Origin of the sequence: Streptomyces sp. NBC_00285 (assembly GCF_036174265.1) — a bacterium.
Classification (GTDB): Bacteria; Actinomycetota; Actinomycetes; order Streptomycetales; family Streptomycetaceae; genus Streptomyces.
This window is the reverse complement of the sequence record NZ_CP108055.1, coordinates 8,040,487-8,053,468: the sequence shown is the minus strand read 5'-3', so window position 1 is coordinate 8,053,468 and position 12,982 is coordinate 8,040,487. Positions and strand designations below refer to the sequence as shown.

The following is a 12,982-nucleotide window of genomic DNA, read 5'->3' as shown; positions in this document are numbered from 1 at the left end:
TGCGGGGGTGGTGCTGGTGCGGGGGTGCTGTCGGTCAGTCGCCGTGTGCCGCGGCGGTCTCGCGCACCGTGGCGGTCTCGTCGGCCACGAGCGCGGCCAGTTCGTTCAGGTCGTACAGGGCCTGGCGTCGCGTCCCGTACCGGGTGATCTTGCCGCGGCGGGCCCACTGGCGGATCGTGCCCTCGCGGACGTCGAGGGCGAGCGCCGCGAGGGAGGTGGGCACGCGTTTGCCGCGGGCGGAGTGTGTGCTGTTCATGCGGTCTCCCTGGCTTCGGACATCGACTGACGTCGGTTGAGAAGGAGCCACTGGCGTGGCGTCAGAACGTGCCCGGCGCCGCACATCGGCCCGCGCAGCACCAGGTCGTCGCCGCCCCGCTCGGGCAGCGTCACCTCGGCCTCGCAGCCCGGCTCGACGCACCGGCCGAGCGGCACGAGTTCGGGCCTGGGCGGGGCGACGACGAGCCGCAGGGCGGTGGCCACGCGGGCGATCTCGTCGGCCGCCGAACCCGCGGCGGGGTGGGCGGCCAGGAGGCCGATGTGCCGGCCGAGGAAAGCAGCCAGTTCGGGAACGGTCCGCTCCGGCGGCGCTTGCCCGGGCCCTGTCCCGTCCAGCACGAGCCCGGCCCAGCAGGCCAGCCGTACGACGGCGTCGTGCCGGGCCTCCAACGCCGCGTCGCTCACGGGCGGGGGGTCCGGACGGTGGCCCGTGACCCGGGCCAGGCTCCCCTGCCGGGCGGGCAGCACCAGGTGCTGCTCGCTCTCGTCGTGGAGTGCCGGCAGCGCGGCCAGGTCGGCGGCCAGGGTACGTGTGCAGGGCCCGCAGAGCCGGGCGCCCTGTTCGGCGGGCCTGCGCCGCAGCGCACCGGAGCGTGCCGCCCTGCGGCAGCGGTTGGACGCGCACTGCGCCGGAAGGGATCGTCGGGACGTCGGGGCGGCCATGGTCTGATGCCTCACTTTCGTGGCGAACTCCCCGTATCGGGGCAACAAAAAAGCGCCGCTCGATGGCGGCGCTACGGTGATGCGAAGGCTCCTGGATGAGGACAGAGTGCCTCGCGAAAGAGTGTTACACGCCGACTGCGCCAGGCGCAAGGGGTTGCCGTAGAAGAAGCAACTCCCCAGCGCGAAGACGGCGGTTGCCGTCCGCCCGGCACACGCGGGGCGGACGGCAACCGCCGTCGGGAGGCACATCTCAGCGAGGCGCCGGCACACCGAGCACCCGGTCGCGCAGGGCGGGGAACTCGGCACGTGTCTTCGTGACGAGCGCCGGATCGAGATCGACGACGAGAGTCTCCTCCCCCGCCCCGGCCTCGGCCATGACCTCGCCCCACGGATCGACCACCATGCTGTGGCCGGCCTGCTCCACACCGGCGTGCGTGCCTGCCGTACCGCAGGCGACCACGTACGCCTGCGACTCCACCGCTCGGGCGCGGGCCAGCAGTTGCCAGTGGGTGCGGCGGGCGGCGGGCCATCCGGCCGGGACGAGGAACAGTTCGGCACCGGCGTCCACCAACAACCGGAACTGCTCGGGGAAGCGCAGGTCGTAGCAGGTGGCGAGCCCCGCGGTCAGAGCCGTGCCCGCGCCCTCGTCGAGCACGGCCGTGACGGTTTCGGTGCCCCGGGCCAGCAGGGCCGCCTCGCCCCGGTCGAAGCCGAAGCGGTGGATCTTCCGGTACGTCCGGTGCAGCCGGCCGTCGGGGCGGAACAGCAGGGAGGTGTTGTACAGGTCACCCGCCGCACCACGCTCGATGAGGGAACCGGCGTGCAGCCACACTCGCGCCTCGGCCGCTGCGGCACTCATCGCCCGGGCGGTGGGCCCGTCCAGTGGCTCGGCGTGTGCGGGGAACGCGTCGAAGGCGAACGCCCCGACCGTCCAGAGTTCCGGCAGCACCACCAGGTCGGAGGTGTGCTGCCGTCGGACGAGGTCGGACACGCGGGCCCGCCGTTCGTCGGCCGGCTCGTCGGGTCGTACGGCGATCTGAAGGACTGAGGCGCGCACGGGGTCTCCGTTTCGTGGTCGGTGGCAGTGGCGGCGCCGATCGGAACTGCCCGTCGTGCGAGCCCCGTCGGTGCGTACGTCAGCGCAGGTGGGAAGCTCCGTTGACGTCGAGCACAGCGCCGCTGCACCACTCGGCGCGGGCGCTGCTCAGCCAGGCCACCGCGGCCGCGACGTCCGAGGGCACGGCGATCCTGCCGAGCGGACTCTGGCTGCGCACCTCCGCCTCGAAGGCTCCGACGAGCATGGGTTCCGTGAGGTCGGTGCGGACGAATCCCGGCGCCACAGCGGTCACCGCGATGCCGAGCGGTCCAAGGGACTGGGCGAGCGACTGGGTCAGCGCGTGCAGGGCGGCCTTGGTCGCCCCGTAGGCGGGGGCGTCCGGTTCGCCTCGGTAGGCGCCGCGCGAGCCGACGTTGACGACGCAGGCGCCCTGCGGTCCCTGCAGCCGGTGCCGCAGATGGTCGACGAGGTACCAGATCAGATCGGCCGGGCCGAGCAGATTGACGTCGACCAGTCGCCGCCAGTCGGCCTGCCAGTCCTCGTGGGAGGTGGTGGCGACGGGCTGCTCGGCGTACACACCCGCGTTGTTGACGAGCACGTCGACGGTGCCGAGGCCTGCGACCGCGGAGTCGATGATGTCCCGGGCCGCGCCGGGTGTGCCGAGATCGCCGGTGACCAGGATGTGTCCGGTGCCGGGCAGGGCGTCGAGCACGGCCTTCGCGGCCGCGGAGTCGGCACGGCAGTGCACGGCCACGCGGTGCCCGCTTGCGGCGAGTTCGGTCGCGATGGCGGCCCCGATGCCCCGGGAACCGCCGGTGACGAGCGCGCAGCGTCGAGTCATGGATCGAGCCTTTTCGTGGAGGGGTTCGGGGTCAGGGGGATCGGTGGGGGGTCAGGACGGTTCACAGAGGGCCGAGGCGTCGGCCGGACACTCGTCGGCGTCGGGCGACGGGCCGGGGACGAGCACCAGGGCCCACAGACACTCCAGTTGGGTGAGCACCTCCTTGCCGGTACGTCCCTCCCGCAGGGCCGCCTCGGCGCCGGTCGTCAGGTAGACGGCCAGCAGTTCCAGTTCCTCGGGCCGGGGTCCGAGGCCGGGTCCTGGGGGTTCGGGGGCGGCGGCCACCAGGTCACGCAGGACGGCCCTCCAGACGGTGTGCCACTGGGACGGCACGGCCCGTTCCTGGGTGAGCCGGGCCGCCGCACGGACGGCGACCTCCTCCTCCAGCAGCCGGGCCACGACGAGGGTGAACTCGACGACCGGCACGAGCGCGCCCATCGGTGCGAGCCGGGACAGGGTTCCCCGGGTGATGGCCTCGGCCTCCTGGCAGACCGCGATCGCCAGGTCCGCCTTGGCGCGGAAGTGGAAGGTGAGCGCGCCCATCGTCATGCCGCAGGCCCGGTGGACGGCGGACAGGGATGTGCCGGCGTATCCGTGCCGGTCGAACTCGATGGCCGCCGCCTCGATCAGCGCCTGGCGGGTGCGCTCCGCTCTCAGCTGCTTCACCATGGGCCTGACCTCGGTATTCATCACGGGAACTGACTCTCACGGGCCGCCCGGACAACAGTGTGTGCCAGGTGCCCGGGAAAGGGCCCGTCGTCGGTCTCCCGCCCGTTCGCGGCGCTGTGGATGACGGGAGGCAAAGGGCCCGGTCCTGCGAACGTACCGCCGGTCGGCTCCGCGGACGCCTTCCGTGCCCGGCTCCGCGACGACTTGGCCAAGTTGGACGCGACTTACCCGACTTCCACCCGGCTTCCTCACAACTGCCGTGTTCCGCAGGCGACTTCGGTGGGGAGATGCGGTGCGCGCGCCGGTGCGGGGCGGCGCACCGGCCCGCTCATCCCGCCGCGAGGTGTGCCCGGTACCAGGGCGCCGCTCCGGCCAGGCGGTCCAGTGGACCGGGACCCGGTGCGCATCCCGCGAGCCGCCAGATCTCCTCGCTCTCGTACCAGTGGTCGCGCGCCAGCAGGGCGAACTGTCTCTCACTGATACGTCCGGGCGCCTCGCGGAGCCGCGCCAGACACTGCTCCCAGGACCAGTCGTCGCAGACCGGCGGCAGCACGTCCAGCTCGGCGAGCCTCGTCATGAGGTCGCCGCCCCGCACCGGCACCGGGTGGCAGGCGTGGAAGACCCCGCAGGGCACGGTGTCCGGTGCCGTGGCCAGGGCCGTGATCAGCCGTGCCAGGTCCTCGACGGCCACGACGGAGATCTGCCCGCGTCCGCCGTCCCAGCGGGCCGGGACCCGCCGGAGCAGTTCGCCGAGTCCGGGCACGACCCAGCGGTCCCCGGCGCCGAGGACGAGACCGGGCCGCAGTACGACGGCACCCGCGTCGAGCGCGATCCGCTCGGCGGCGAGCCGGGTACGGCTGGCCGCCGACACGGGCGCGGGCGTGACCCCGTCGACGGGGATGCCGCGGTGCGGCCCAGGCCCGTACACCGCCGCCGTGGACAGGTGCACGATGCGCGCCACCCCGGCGCGCCGGGCCTCGGCGACGACGGCCCGGGTCCCGTCGATGTTGGTCCGCTCGCAGTCCCGCTCCGAGCCGTCGACACGGGCGGCGAGGTGAACGAGGACGTCCGTGTCGCTCGCCGCCCCGGCCAGTGACGCGGGGTCGGACAGGTCAGCGTGCCTCCACCGCACGCCTGCCTGCTCCGGCCGGTCGGCCGGAACGGCGCGGGCGAGGGCGCGCACCTCCACGTCGCGGCCGTCCGCCCGCTCGCGCAGCAGCCGGCTGAGTACCGCCCCGCCGACGAACCCCGTCGCGCCCGTCAGCAGCACCCGCACAGGTCTCATGAAGCGGCCCTCTCCGCGTCGCCGCCCGGCGCCGTGCGCTCGCGGCCGTTGTCCGGGAAGTCCAGCGTGGCGACGACCTCCGCCGGCGCGAGGGCCGGCAGCAGACATCGCAGCATGCTCTCTATGCGTTCGGGCAGGTCACCGCGGGCGCTGGAGAGCCGCGACATGATCTGCGTACCGGTGTACGCGGCGACGATCACCTGGGCGAACGCGGCCTCGTCGACCTCCGGATGCAGCTGGCCGAGTTCGCGCGCCTCGGCCAGGTGGGTGCCGAACTGCTCGGCCCACCAGTCGTAGATCGAGTAGTTGAGCAGGTTCACCTCGCTCTGCTCGACGGCGAGCCGGACGCCGGCGCGGAACAGGACGTTGGAACGCATCTCCACGGCCAGGTACTGACACACGTCGATCAGCTGCTGCAGTCCCTCCTTCCCGCTGGGCCACTTCAGCTCGGCCGCCTGCTCGACGATGACCGCCCGGGCCAGTTCCTCCTTCGACTTGAAGTGGAAGTACATGGCTCCGGTAGTGGTCTCGGCCTTCTTGAGGATCGCGTTCAGACCCGCGCCGTGGTACCCGACCTGGTCAAACATCTCCGCGGCCGCCGAGATGAGTGCCGCCCGGGTCCGCTCCGCGCGTTCCTGTCGTTGTCGTGCCATCGGCGGACTCCTTCGAACCTGTAGACAAACAAAAAGAACGACCTCTATTTTATTCACGTCGGCGCCGTCTTGTCACCGCGTGCGTCAACGCTTCATCTGCGCGTGCCCAGTTCGGAAGTCACCGCACCAGGGGGGAACACCATGTCCATCGACCTTGCCCAGCACAGCCTCGAAAGTCGTTTTGAGATGGTTTCGGCCGATCACACGCACAAGACGAACCAGGACGAGATGCTGCTGCGCCAATGGCGACGGACCGGCACCGACACCTTCACGGTGACGGCCGCCTGGCCCGCCGCGCACCGGTTCTACGTCAGTCGTCTGGGCCTGCACGACCCGCTTCTGCTCACCGAGACCGTGCGCCAGACACTGCCACTGCTGTCCCACGGCGCCTACCAGGTGCCGTTCGGCCATCAGCTGCTGTGGAAGGACTTCAGCTGGACGCTCGACCCCGCGGCCGCCCGGGCCGACGGTGGCCCGGCCGAACTGACGCTGCACATCGACTGCCACGATGTCGCGTACCGGCGCGACCGCGCCTCCGCGATATCCCTGACCGTCGAGGTCGAACGGGACGGCCGCCCCATGGCCACCGCCCACTCGCGCTTCACCATCCAGGACCGCACGGTCTACAACCGGCTGCGCGGGGAGTACGCCGACGCCACCGCGGCCACCGCGCGCGCCGTGCCGCTGCCGCCGCCCGCCGGTCTGTCGCCCTTCGGCCGCGACCGTTTCGAGGACGTGGTCCTCGCCGCGACCGACCGGCCCGATCACTGGCAGCTGCGGGTCGACACCACCCACCCCGTCCTCTTCGACCACCTCGTGGACCACGCGCCCGGCATGCTGCTCCTCGAAGCGGCCCGCCAGGCGGCCCTGGCCACGGCGCACCCGCGGCCGATGGTCGTCACGGGCATGGACTCGGACTTCGCCAGATACGCCGAGATGGATGCCCCCTGCCTGCTGAAGGCCGAGCGGCTCACGGAGCCCGACCGGGTCCGGGTCGGTGCCCGGCAGCACGACCGGGAGATCTTCTCCAGTGTCGTGACCCTGACCGACGCACCCGCCGTGACCGCCGTCTGACAGGCGCGGCCGCCGACCCGCCCGATGGACCGAGCCGGACGGACCGCGGTCAGTGCGCCGCGGGTCCATCGGGCGGGTCGGCGGCCGCCGCGTCCCGCAGCGCTGCCAGCAGGCCGCGCAGGGCGGGCTGGTCGAGGGCGGTCTCGCGGGCGACCGCCGAGATCACCCGGACCGGTTCGGGGTTGCGGACCGGCCGTACGACGACGCCGGGGTGCCGGCCGCGCAGCCCCAGCCTCGGCATCAGCCCGACGCCGAGGCCAGCCGCGACGAAGCCCTGCGCGGTGGCGTAGTCCTCGCTGCGGATGACGAAGTCGGGGCTGAAACCGGCCGCCGCACAGGAGTCGATCACCGGTTCCAGGCAGGGCCCGGGCGGCTCGCTGCCGACCCACTGCTCCCCGGACAGCTCGTTCAGATCGATGACCTCCTTGCCCGCGAGGGGGTGACCGAGAGGCAGTACGGCGGCGTACGGGTCGTCGAGCAGGTGGACCAGCCGGAAGCCGTCGACGACACGGTCGCGTGCCTGGACGACCACGGCCAGGTCGGCCCGGCCTCGCACCATTTCCTGCAACGGGTCCTCGGGGTCGGCGAGTTCGAGGTCGACCCGGACACCGGGGTGTTCCGCGCGGAGCCTTGCCAGGGCGGGGGCCACCAGCGTGGAGCCCGCCGTGGCGAAGTAACGGACCGACAGACTGCCGATGCGTCCGGCACGGAGATCCGCGAGGGCGGTCTCCGCCTGGGCGACCGCCGAGCTGATCAGGGCCGCGTGCTCGGTGAGCAGCAGACCGGCGGGGGTGGGCCGTACGCCGCGCCCGACCCGTTCGAGCAGCGCGGTACCGGCCTGTTTCTCCAGTGCCGCCACCTGCTGGCTGACGGCGGACGGTGTGTAGCCGAGGTGGGCCGCGGCCGCGGTGACTGTGCCACTGGTGACCACCGCGCGCAGGACCTGCAGTCGCCTCACATCAAGCATGTAGCACAGCTTAACAGACTAGGTAGAACCATTTGCTTGTCCTCAAAGATTGTCTGGGGCATCTTCGAAGAGGCGGGACAGAACGGGCCACGTACCGAGCCGCAGGCCGACCGGACGGAGGAAGCATCGTGAACAGCAGCAGTACACGGAGTCTGCGGGGTGGAGTGCGGGTGGCCGTTCTCGCCCTGCTGTGGGGCTCGACCTTCCTCTGGACCGATCTGGCGCTGCGCGGGCTCTCACCGCTCCAGGTCACGTTCGTCCGCTGCGTCATCGGCGCGCTCGTCCTCACCGTCGCCTGCTACGCGACGGGCCGCCGCCTGCCTCGTGGAGTCGCCGTCTGGCGTCACATCGTCGTCGCGGCCCTCTTCTGCAACGCGCTGCCCTTCGCGCTGTTCAGTGTGGGCCAGCAGACCGTCGACTCCGGCCTCGCGGGGGTCCTGAACGCCACGACCCCGCTGTGGTCGATCATGCTCGGGCTCGCCCTCGGCTCGGAACGCGGACTGCGTCCCACCCGTCTGGCGGGTCTCCTGCTCGGCTTCACCGGGACGATCGTCATCCTCGCCCCCTGGCAGTCGGCCGGGGCCACCGGATGGGGAGCGCTGGCCATCCTCGGCGCGGCCGCCAGTTACGCCGTCGCGTTCACCTACATGGGCCGCACCCTGGTGCGCAGGGGCACCCCCACCATCTCGCTCTCCGCCGCCCAGCTCGTCGCCGCGAGCGGGCTGACCGCCGTCGCGATGCCGATCGGCGGCCTCGAGTCGATCGATCCCGGCCCGGCGGTCGTGATCACCGCCCTCGTCCTCAGCGTCTTCTGCACCGCGATCACCTTCCACCTCACCTACCGGATCATCAACGACGAGGGCGCCACCAACGCCGCGGTGGTCGGCTATCTGCTGCCCGTGGTCTCCGTTCTCCTCGGCGCGGTCGTCCTGGGGGAGAACCTGAGCGTCCGGGTCGTGCTGGGCATGGCCGTGGTCCTCGTGGCCGTCGGCATGACACGGCGCAACGAGGCGACCGTCAGTCCCGCCGAACAGACCGTCGCCCCGGCCGCCGACGGCCCGGCCGCTGCGGGCGCCGCGACAGCCGAACTCGCCGTGCCCCTCACGGAGATCGACCGCAGGGTCCCGTCCGGTGCCTGCTCGTCGCCGGCTGAGTGAGGGCCCATGCCGGCGAGTTGTGCGGCTGGGCCGGGCGGGCGGCGACTCAGGTGGTCGCGAGCAGTTCTCGGCCCAGCCAGTCGGCGGAGTCGCGGGCGCCGGGCAGGGCGAAGAAGTAGCCGCCGCCGGTCGGGGAGATGTAGTCGACGAGGGGTTCGTCGATCAGGCGGGTCTGGGTGGCCTCGAACTGGCGCCGTACGTCCTGCTGGTAGCAGCAGAAGGCAAGCCCCATGTCGAGGTTGCCGACGTCGTCGATGCCCCGGTCGTAGTTGTAACCCCGGCGCAGGATACGGGAGTTGTCGGTCGTGGTGGTGCGCGGGTTGGCGAGGCGGATGTGGGCGTCGAGGGGGATCGCGGTGCCGTGCGGGTCCTTGGCGTACTGCGGGATGTCGGTCTCCCTGGCACCGTCGAGCGGGGCGCCGGTGTCCTTGCGGCGGCCGAACATCAGCTCCTGCTCGCTCAGGGAGACCCGGTCCCAGAACTCGACGAGCATGCGGATGACACGGATGACCTGGTAGCTGCCGCCGTGCGCCCAGTCCGGCTCGCCCTGTCCGTCGCCCACCCACACGAGCCGGTTCATCGCGCGGGCCGACGCCACGTCCGGGTTGGCGATGCCGTCCTTGAAGCCGAGGAGGTTGCGCTGGGCGCCGCTCGGGCGCGGGCCGTTCTGGAAGCCGTCGATGCGCCACTTGATCTGCATCGCGCCCCGGGTGTGCTTGGCGATGTCGCGCAGCGCGTGCAGCACCACGTCCTGCCGGGCGGCGCAGATCTGCAGGGACAGGTCGCCGTGGCATTCGGCCGGGTTCAGGTTGTCGTTGGGGAAGGTGCGCATGGGGGTGAGCTGTCGCGGTTTCGCCTTCGCGAGTCCGTAGCGGTCGTCGAACAGTGAGGCTCCGACGCCCACGGTGACGGTGAGCGCGTCGGCGGGGACGTCCGGGCCGAGGATGCCGTTGTCGGAGGGCGGGGCGCCGACGCCGAGGTCGTCGGGGGTGCCGCCGGTGGTGAGGAAGCGGGCCCGGGCGGTGATGGTGCGCAGCAGTTCGGTCAGTCTGGCGCGGTCCTCGGCGATGACGTCGAAGGAGGCGAAGGTGGCCGCGGCCGGTGCCGGGGTGAGGATGCCTGCCTGGTGGGCGCCGTGGAAGGGGACCTTCGCCGGGTCGGTGGCGTCCGCTGCCCGCGCCTGGGCCGTGCCGCCGCTCTCGGCGAGTGCGAAGGCGCCGCCTGCCAGGGCCGCTCCGGCGGCACCGGCACCCAGCGCCCGCTTCACGAAGGAACGGCGGCCGGCGCCCGCGGGGCAGCCTGATGCTTCGGTGGACGGCATGGGGTGGTTCCCTTCCAGGTGCTCGTGGTGTTCGTTCGTCACGCCGACTTCCTGATCTCGAGCAGGTCCGGCACCGGCGCGAGGTCCTCCAGGAGCTGCCCGGTGGCGCCGTTCAGCCGGGCCCGGGTGCTCGCGTCCAGACCGTCGACCGGGGTCCACCGCCCGCCGTGGTGCGCGGAGTCGAGCAGCTTCTGCAGCCGGGCGATGTCGGCGTCGACGGTGGGCAGCAGACGCGGGGCCCGGCTGGTCAGCAACGGCCGCAGTACGGTGAGGAGTTCGCGGGTGCCGGTGAGGTTGGCGTCGGCGGTGGCGAGTTCGGTGCCGCTGCCCTGGCCGGCGTCGCCGGTCAGTTGGAACTGGAGCGTGTTCTCCAGGATCTCGTGGGCGCGCAGCGGCAGGTCGCCGGGGTCGAAGTCCTGGGTGGGGAACGCCTTGCGCAGTCCGGCGGCGTCGGCTGTGAGCTGTCGGGCGGGCGCGGTCAGTTCCGTCGCGGACTGCCCGTGCCACAGCCCGTACTCGATCCGGTGGAAGCCGGTGAAGTCCTTGTCGTGGACGCCGTCCGGGAGGCCGTCGGGCCTGCCGTCGATCTTCTGGTCGTAGTCCTGGAAGGTGCCGTAGGCGGCGCCGAGCGAAGCGTAGGTGCGGTGTGCGGTCAGCCAGTCCGTGCGGGCCGCGTCCAGGTGGCCGCCGGCGATGTCGTCACTGAGCCGCCGGGTCCGGGTGACGAGGGTGGCCAGACCCCGCTCGACGTATGCCTTGTACGACGTGAGCGGCGCGGCGAGATCAGCGGCGGAGACCGGCACGACCGCCGTGCTCCCGCCGCCGGTGCCGGCGACCCGGACCGCGCGGGAGGTGACCGCCTTGCCGCTGCTGGGCACGCAGCGCCACGCGTACGTCCCGCCGGTGACGGTCGCCACCAGGGCTCGGGTGGTGCCGGGGGCGAGGCCCTCGACCTCGCCGTAGACCGCGTCGGTGGCCGGGTCTACCAGGTACACCTCGGAGGTCTTGTCGCCGGTGTTGTGCATCTGGAAGGTCTGCCGCCCGGGCTTGGGCGCGCTGAAGCCCTTGCCGCAGTCCGTCTCCGACACGGCCACGGTCTGTGCGCCTGCGGGCGGGGAATCACCGAGGGCGACGGCGAGTCCAGCCAGGACCGCGGGCCCGGCGACCAGCGCGACGGGCACCACCCAGGGCGGCCGGCGGCGGCCGGGAGCAAGGGGCCTCGTCCGCTGTGCCTTCGCGGCGGGCTCGGCTGTCCGGGGCGTGGCGCCGCGCAGGAAGAGGGTCATCACCACGGCGAGATAGCCGACGTATCCGAGGACCTGCAGCCAGGTCATCGTCGGCGTCAGGTTGAACACGCCCTGCACGAGGGTGCTGTACCAGGAGCCCGCGTCGATGCTGCCGCCGAGATCGACGGCGTACGACGCCTTGCCGGGCAGCACTCCGCCCTCCTGCAGATCGCGCAGGCCGTAGCCGAGCACGCCGGCCGCGATCACGATGAGGACGGCGCCGGTGGCGGTGAAGAACCTCGTCAGGTTGATGTGCAGAACGCGGCGGTACAGGCCCCAGCACAGGCCGGCCGCGAGGACCAGGCCGATGCCGGCGCCGGTCAGCGGTCCGGCGGACTCGCCGGCCGCGCGGGCCGTCGTCCACAGGAACAGCGCGGTCTCCAGGCCCTCGCGGCCCACCGCCAGGAACGACGTGCCGATCAGCATGCCCGCGCCCATGCCCAGCGCCCCGGTGACCTTGTCCCGGATCTCACCGGAGAAGGTGCGTGCCGAACGGCGCATCCAGAACACCATCGCGGTGACGAACCCGACCGCCACCACACTCAGCGCACCGCCGAACGCCTCCTGAGCGGTGGCGGACAGGGACGCGGCGGTGAAGGTCAGCACCGCGCCGAAGCTCAGGGCGAGCGATATGGCGGCCAGGACACCCGTCCACACCTGCGGCAGCCGGGACCGGGCCCCGGCCCGCACCAGCGTGGCGACGAGGACGGAGACGATGAGCCCGGCCTCCAGGCCCTCCCGCAACCCGATCAGGAAGCTCGGAAACACGTCGTCCCACATGTGCTGCGGCCTCCCAGCCTGCTGCTGAACGCCGGCCGCCGTCGTCATTGGTTAGCGAAGGCACGCCTTACTTACGCCGACCATCATGAGTGCATGTGTGCAGCCATCCGGTCATGCATCGGCAGTTATCCGGTCATGACCGTGCCAGGGAGTGGCAAAGATCGCTGCGGCGGGAGTTCGGCTCGGCGTCCGGTCATTCAGTGTTCCGGCATTCGCCGCTCAGGCCTTCAGTGCTCCGGGGCCTCGGCCAGGCTCCGCGCCAGTTGTTCCGCCAGTGCCTGGAGGCCGGGGAGCAGGTGGGCGTCGTACGGAACGGAAAGGCGTCTGCCGTGCCTGGTGACGATCGCGAGCCTGCGGCGCCGGCCGGGGTCGAACTCCAGTCGAGGCCGTTCCCACAGGTGGTACCGGGCGTCGTCGATGTAACCGAAGACCTCCAGCACCCGGCCGTCGAAGGAGAACAGGGCGTTGTCGTTCGCCGGTGCCTCGCAGGGTGCTGCGGTCGTCACGGGGTCACGCCGTCCCCGGCGTACAGGTAGCCGCCCGGGCGGGCGGGGTCGGCGATCAGCAGGACCTGGTCGCCGGTGCGGGGGATGCGCAGTTTGGAGACGAGGGTCTGCAGGGTGATCCGGTCGGTGGTCCCGGCCGGCTGGAGGACCAGGTCGACGACCGGGTCGAAGTTGACGAGCCGGCCGGTGTCGCTGATCGACACGACGACGGCGGGAGTGGTCGCCGCGCCCGCGGCGAGCAACTGCTGGACGTCGTGGCCCGACTGGTAGGCGCCCAACGTCTGCTGGACCTTGGCGAAGTCGTCCGCGCCGAGGAACGCGCGTGTGGCCCGGCCGTAGAAGCCCTTGCCGCTCGCCACCTGGCCGGCGATCTCGGCGGCCCGCTCCTCGCGGTTCCCGCCACGCTTTCCGAAGATTCCCATGACCGCTTCTCCTTGTGGTGATCAC

The 12,982-nt window shown here is 72.1% G+C and carries 14 protein-coding genes; 2 read left to right on the top strand and 12 right to left on the bottom strand.

What is annotated here, in order from left to right:
• Positions 1-34: 34 nt before the first annotated feature.
• The 7 genes from OHT57_RS37115 to OHT57_RS37085 all read right to left on the bottom strand — a co-directional run bounded on the left by OHT57_RS37115 (position 35) and on the right by OHT57_RS37085 (position 5,444).
• Positions 35-256: a hypothetical protein gene (locus OHT57_RS37115; protein ID WP_328751141.1), complete on the bottom strand. Its 222-nt coding sequence runs from the start codon at positions 254-256 to the stop codon at positions 35-37.
• Positions 253-939 (bottom strand): hypothetical protein, encoded by a 687-nt coding sequence (locus tag OHT57_RS37110; protein ID WP_328751140.1) that lies wholly within the window; start codon positions 937-939, stop codon positions 253-255. The genes OHT57_RS37115 and OHT57_RS37110 overlap by 4 nt, the downstream gene beginning before the upstream one ends.
• 250 nt (positions 940-1,189) lie before the next feature.
• Positions 1,190-1,996: a carbon-nitrogen family hydrolase gene (locus OHT57_RS37105; protein WP_328751139.1), complete on the bottom strand. Its 807-nt coding sequence runs from the start codon at positions 1,994-1,996 to the stop codon at positions 1,190-1,192.
• A 79-nt stretch (positions 1,997-2,075) separates the two neighbouring features.
• Entirely contained in the window at positions 2,076-2,837 is a 762-nt protein-coding gene (locus tag OHT57_RS37100; protein ID WP_328751138.1) for an SDR family NAD(P)-dependent oxidoreductase, read from the bottom strand.
• A 51-nt stretch (positions 2,838-2,888) separates the two neighbouring features.
• The gene (locus OHT57_RS37095; RefSeq protein WP_328751137.1) at positions 2,889-3,506 is read right to left on the bottom strand and encodes a TetR family transcriptional regulator; all 618 of its coding nucleotides are present in this window, start codon (positions 3,504-3,506) and stop codon (positions 2,889-2,891) included.
• 328 nt (positions 3,507-3,834) lie between these two features.
• On the bottom strand, positions 3,835-4,791 hold the full coding sequence (locus OHT57_RS37090) for an NAD-dependent epimerase/dehydratase family protein (RefSeq protein ID WP_328751136.1): 957 nt from the start codon (positions 4,789-4,791) through the stop codon (positions 3,835-3,837).
• Positions 4,788-5,444, bottom strand: coding sequence for a ScbR family autoregulator-binding transcription factor (locus OHT57_RS37085; protein WP_328751135.1), 657 nt, complete (start codon positions 5,442-5,444; stop codon positions 4,788-4,790). The genes OHT57_RS37090 and OHT57_RS37085 overlap by 4 nt, the downstream gene beginning before the upstream one ends.
• Positions 5,445-5,585: 141 nt before the next feature.
• Between OHT57_RS37085 and OHT57_RS37080 the strand changes: the two genes are divergently transcribed.
• The gene (locus tag OHT57_RS37080; protein WP_328751134.1) at positions 5,586-6,518 is read left to right on the top strand and encodes a ScbA/BarX family gamma-butyrolactone biosynthesis protein; all 933 of its coding nucleotides are present in this window, start codon (positions 5,586-5,588) and stop codon (positions 6,516-6,518) included.
• A 49-nt stretch (positions 6,519-6,567) separates the two neighbouring features.
• Here the strand turns inward: OHT57_RS37080 and OHT57_RS37075 are convergent, their stop codons facing one another.
• On the bottom strand, positions 6,568-7,485 hold the full coding sequence (locus tag OHT57_RS37075) for a LysR family transcriptional regulator (RefSeq protein ID WP_328751133.1): 918 nt from the start codon (positions 7,483-7,485) through the stop codon (positions 6,568-6,570).
• Positions 7,486-7,613: 128 nt separating this feature from the next.
• On the opposite strand from OHT57_RS37075, the gene OHT57_RS37070 reads away from it, so the two are divergent.
• Positions 7,614-8,642: a DMT family transporter gene (locus tag OHT57_RS37070; RefSeq protein ID WP_328751132.1), complete on the top strand. Its 1,029-nt coding sequence runs from the start codon at positions 7,614-7,616 to the stop codon at positions 8,640-8,642.
• A gap of 46 nt (positions 8,643-8,688) precedes the next feature.
• On the opposite strand, the gene efeB is transcribed toward OHT57_RS37070, so the two are convergent.
• From efeB to OHT57_RS37050, 4 genes are all read right to left on the bottom strand, one after another.
• Positions 8,689-9,963: an iron uptake transporter deferrochelatase/peroxidase subunit gene (efeB, locus tag OHT57_RS37065; protein ID WP_328753436.1), complete on the bottom strand. Its 1,275-nt coding sequence runs from the start codon at positions 9,961-9,963 to the stop codon at positions 8,689-8,691.
• A 38-nt stretch (positions 9,964-10,001) separates the two neighbouring features.
• On the bottom strand, positions 10,002-12,029 hold the full coding sequence (gene efeU, locus OHT57_RS37060) for an iron uptake transporter permease EfeU (protein WP_328751131.1): 2,028 nt from the start codon (positions 12,027-12,029) through the stop codon (positions 10,002-10,004).
• A 227-nt stretch (positions 12,030-12,256) separates the two neighbouring features.
• Entirely contained in the window at positions 12,257-12,535 is a 279-nt protein-coding gene (locus OHT57_RS37055; RefSeq protein ID WP_328751130.1) for a hypothetical protein, read from the bottom strand.
• Positions 12,532-12,957, bottom strand: a complete 426-nt coding sequence (locus OHT57_RS37050) for a hypothetical protein (protein ID WP_328751129.1) — start codon at positions 12,955-12,957, stop codon at positions 12,532-12,534. Before OHT57_RS37050 ends, OHT57_RS37055 begins: the two co-directional genes overlap by 4 nt.
• Between the last annotated feature and the right edge of the window lie 25 nt (positions 12,958-12,982).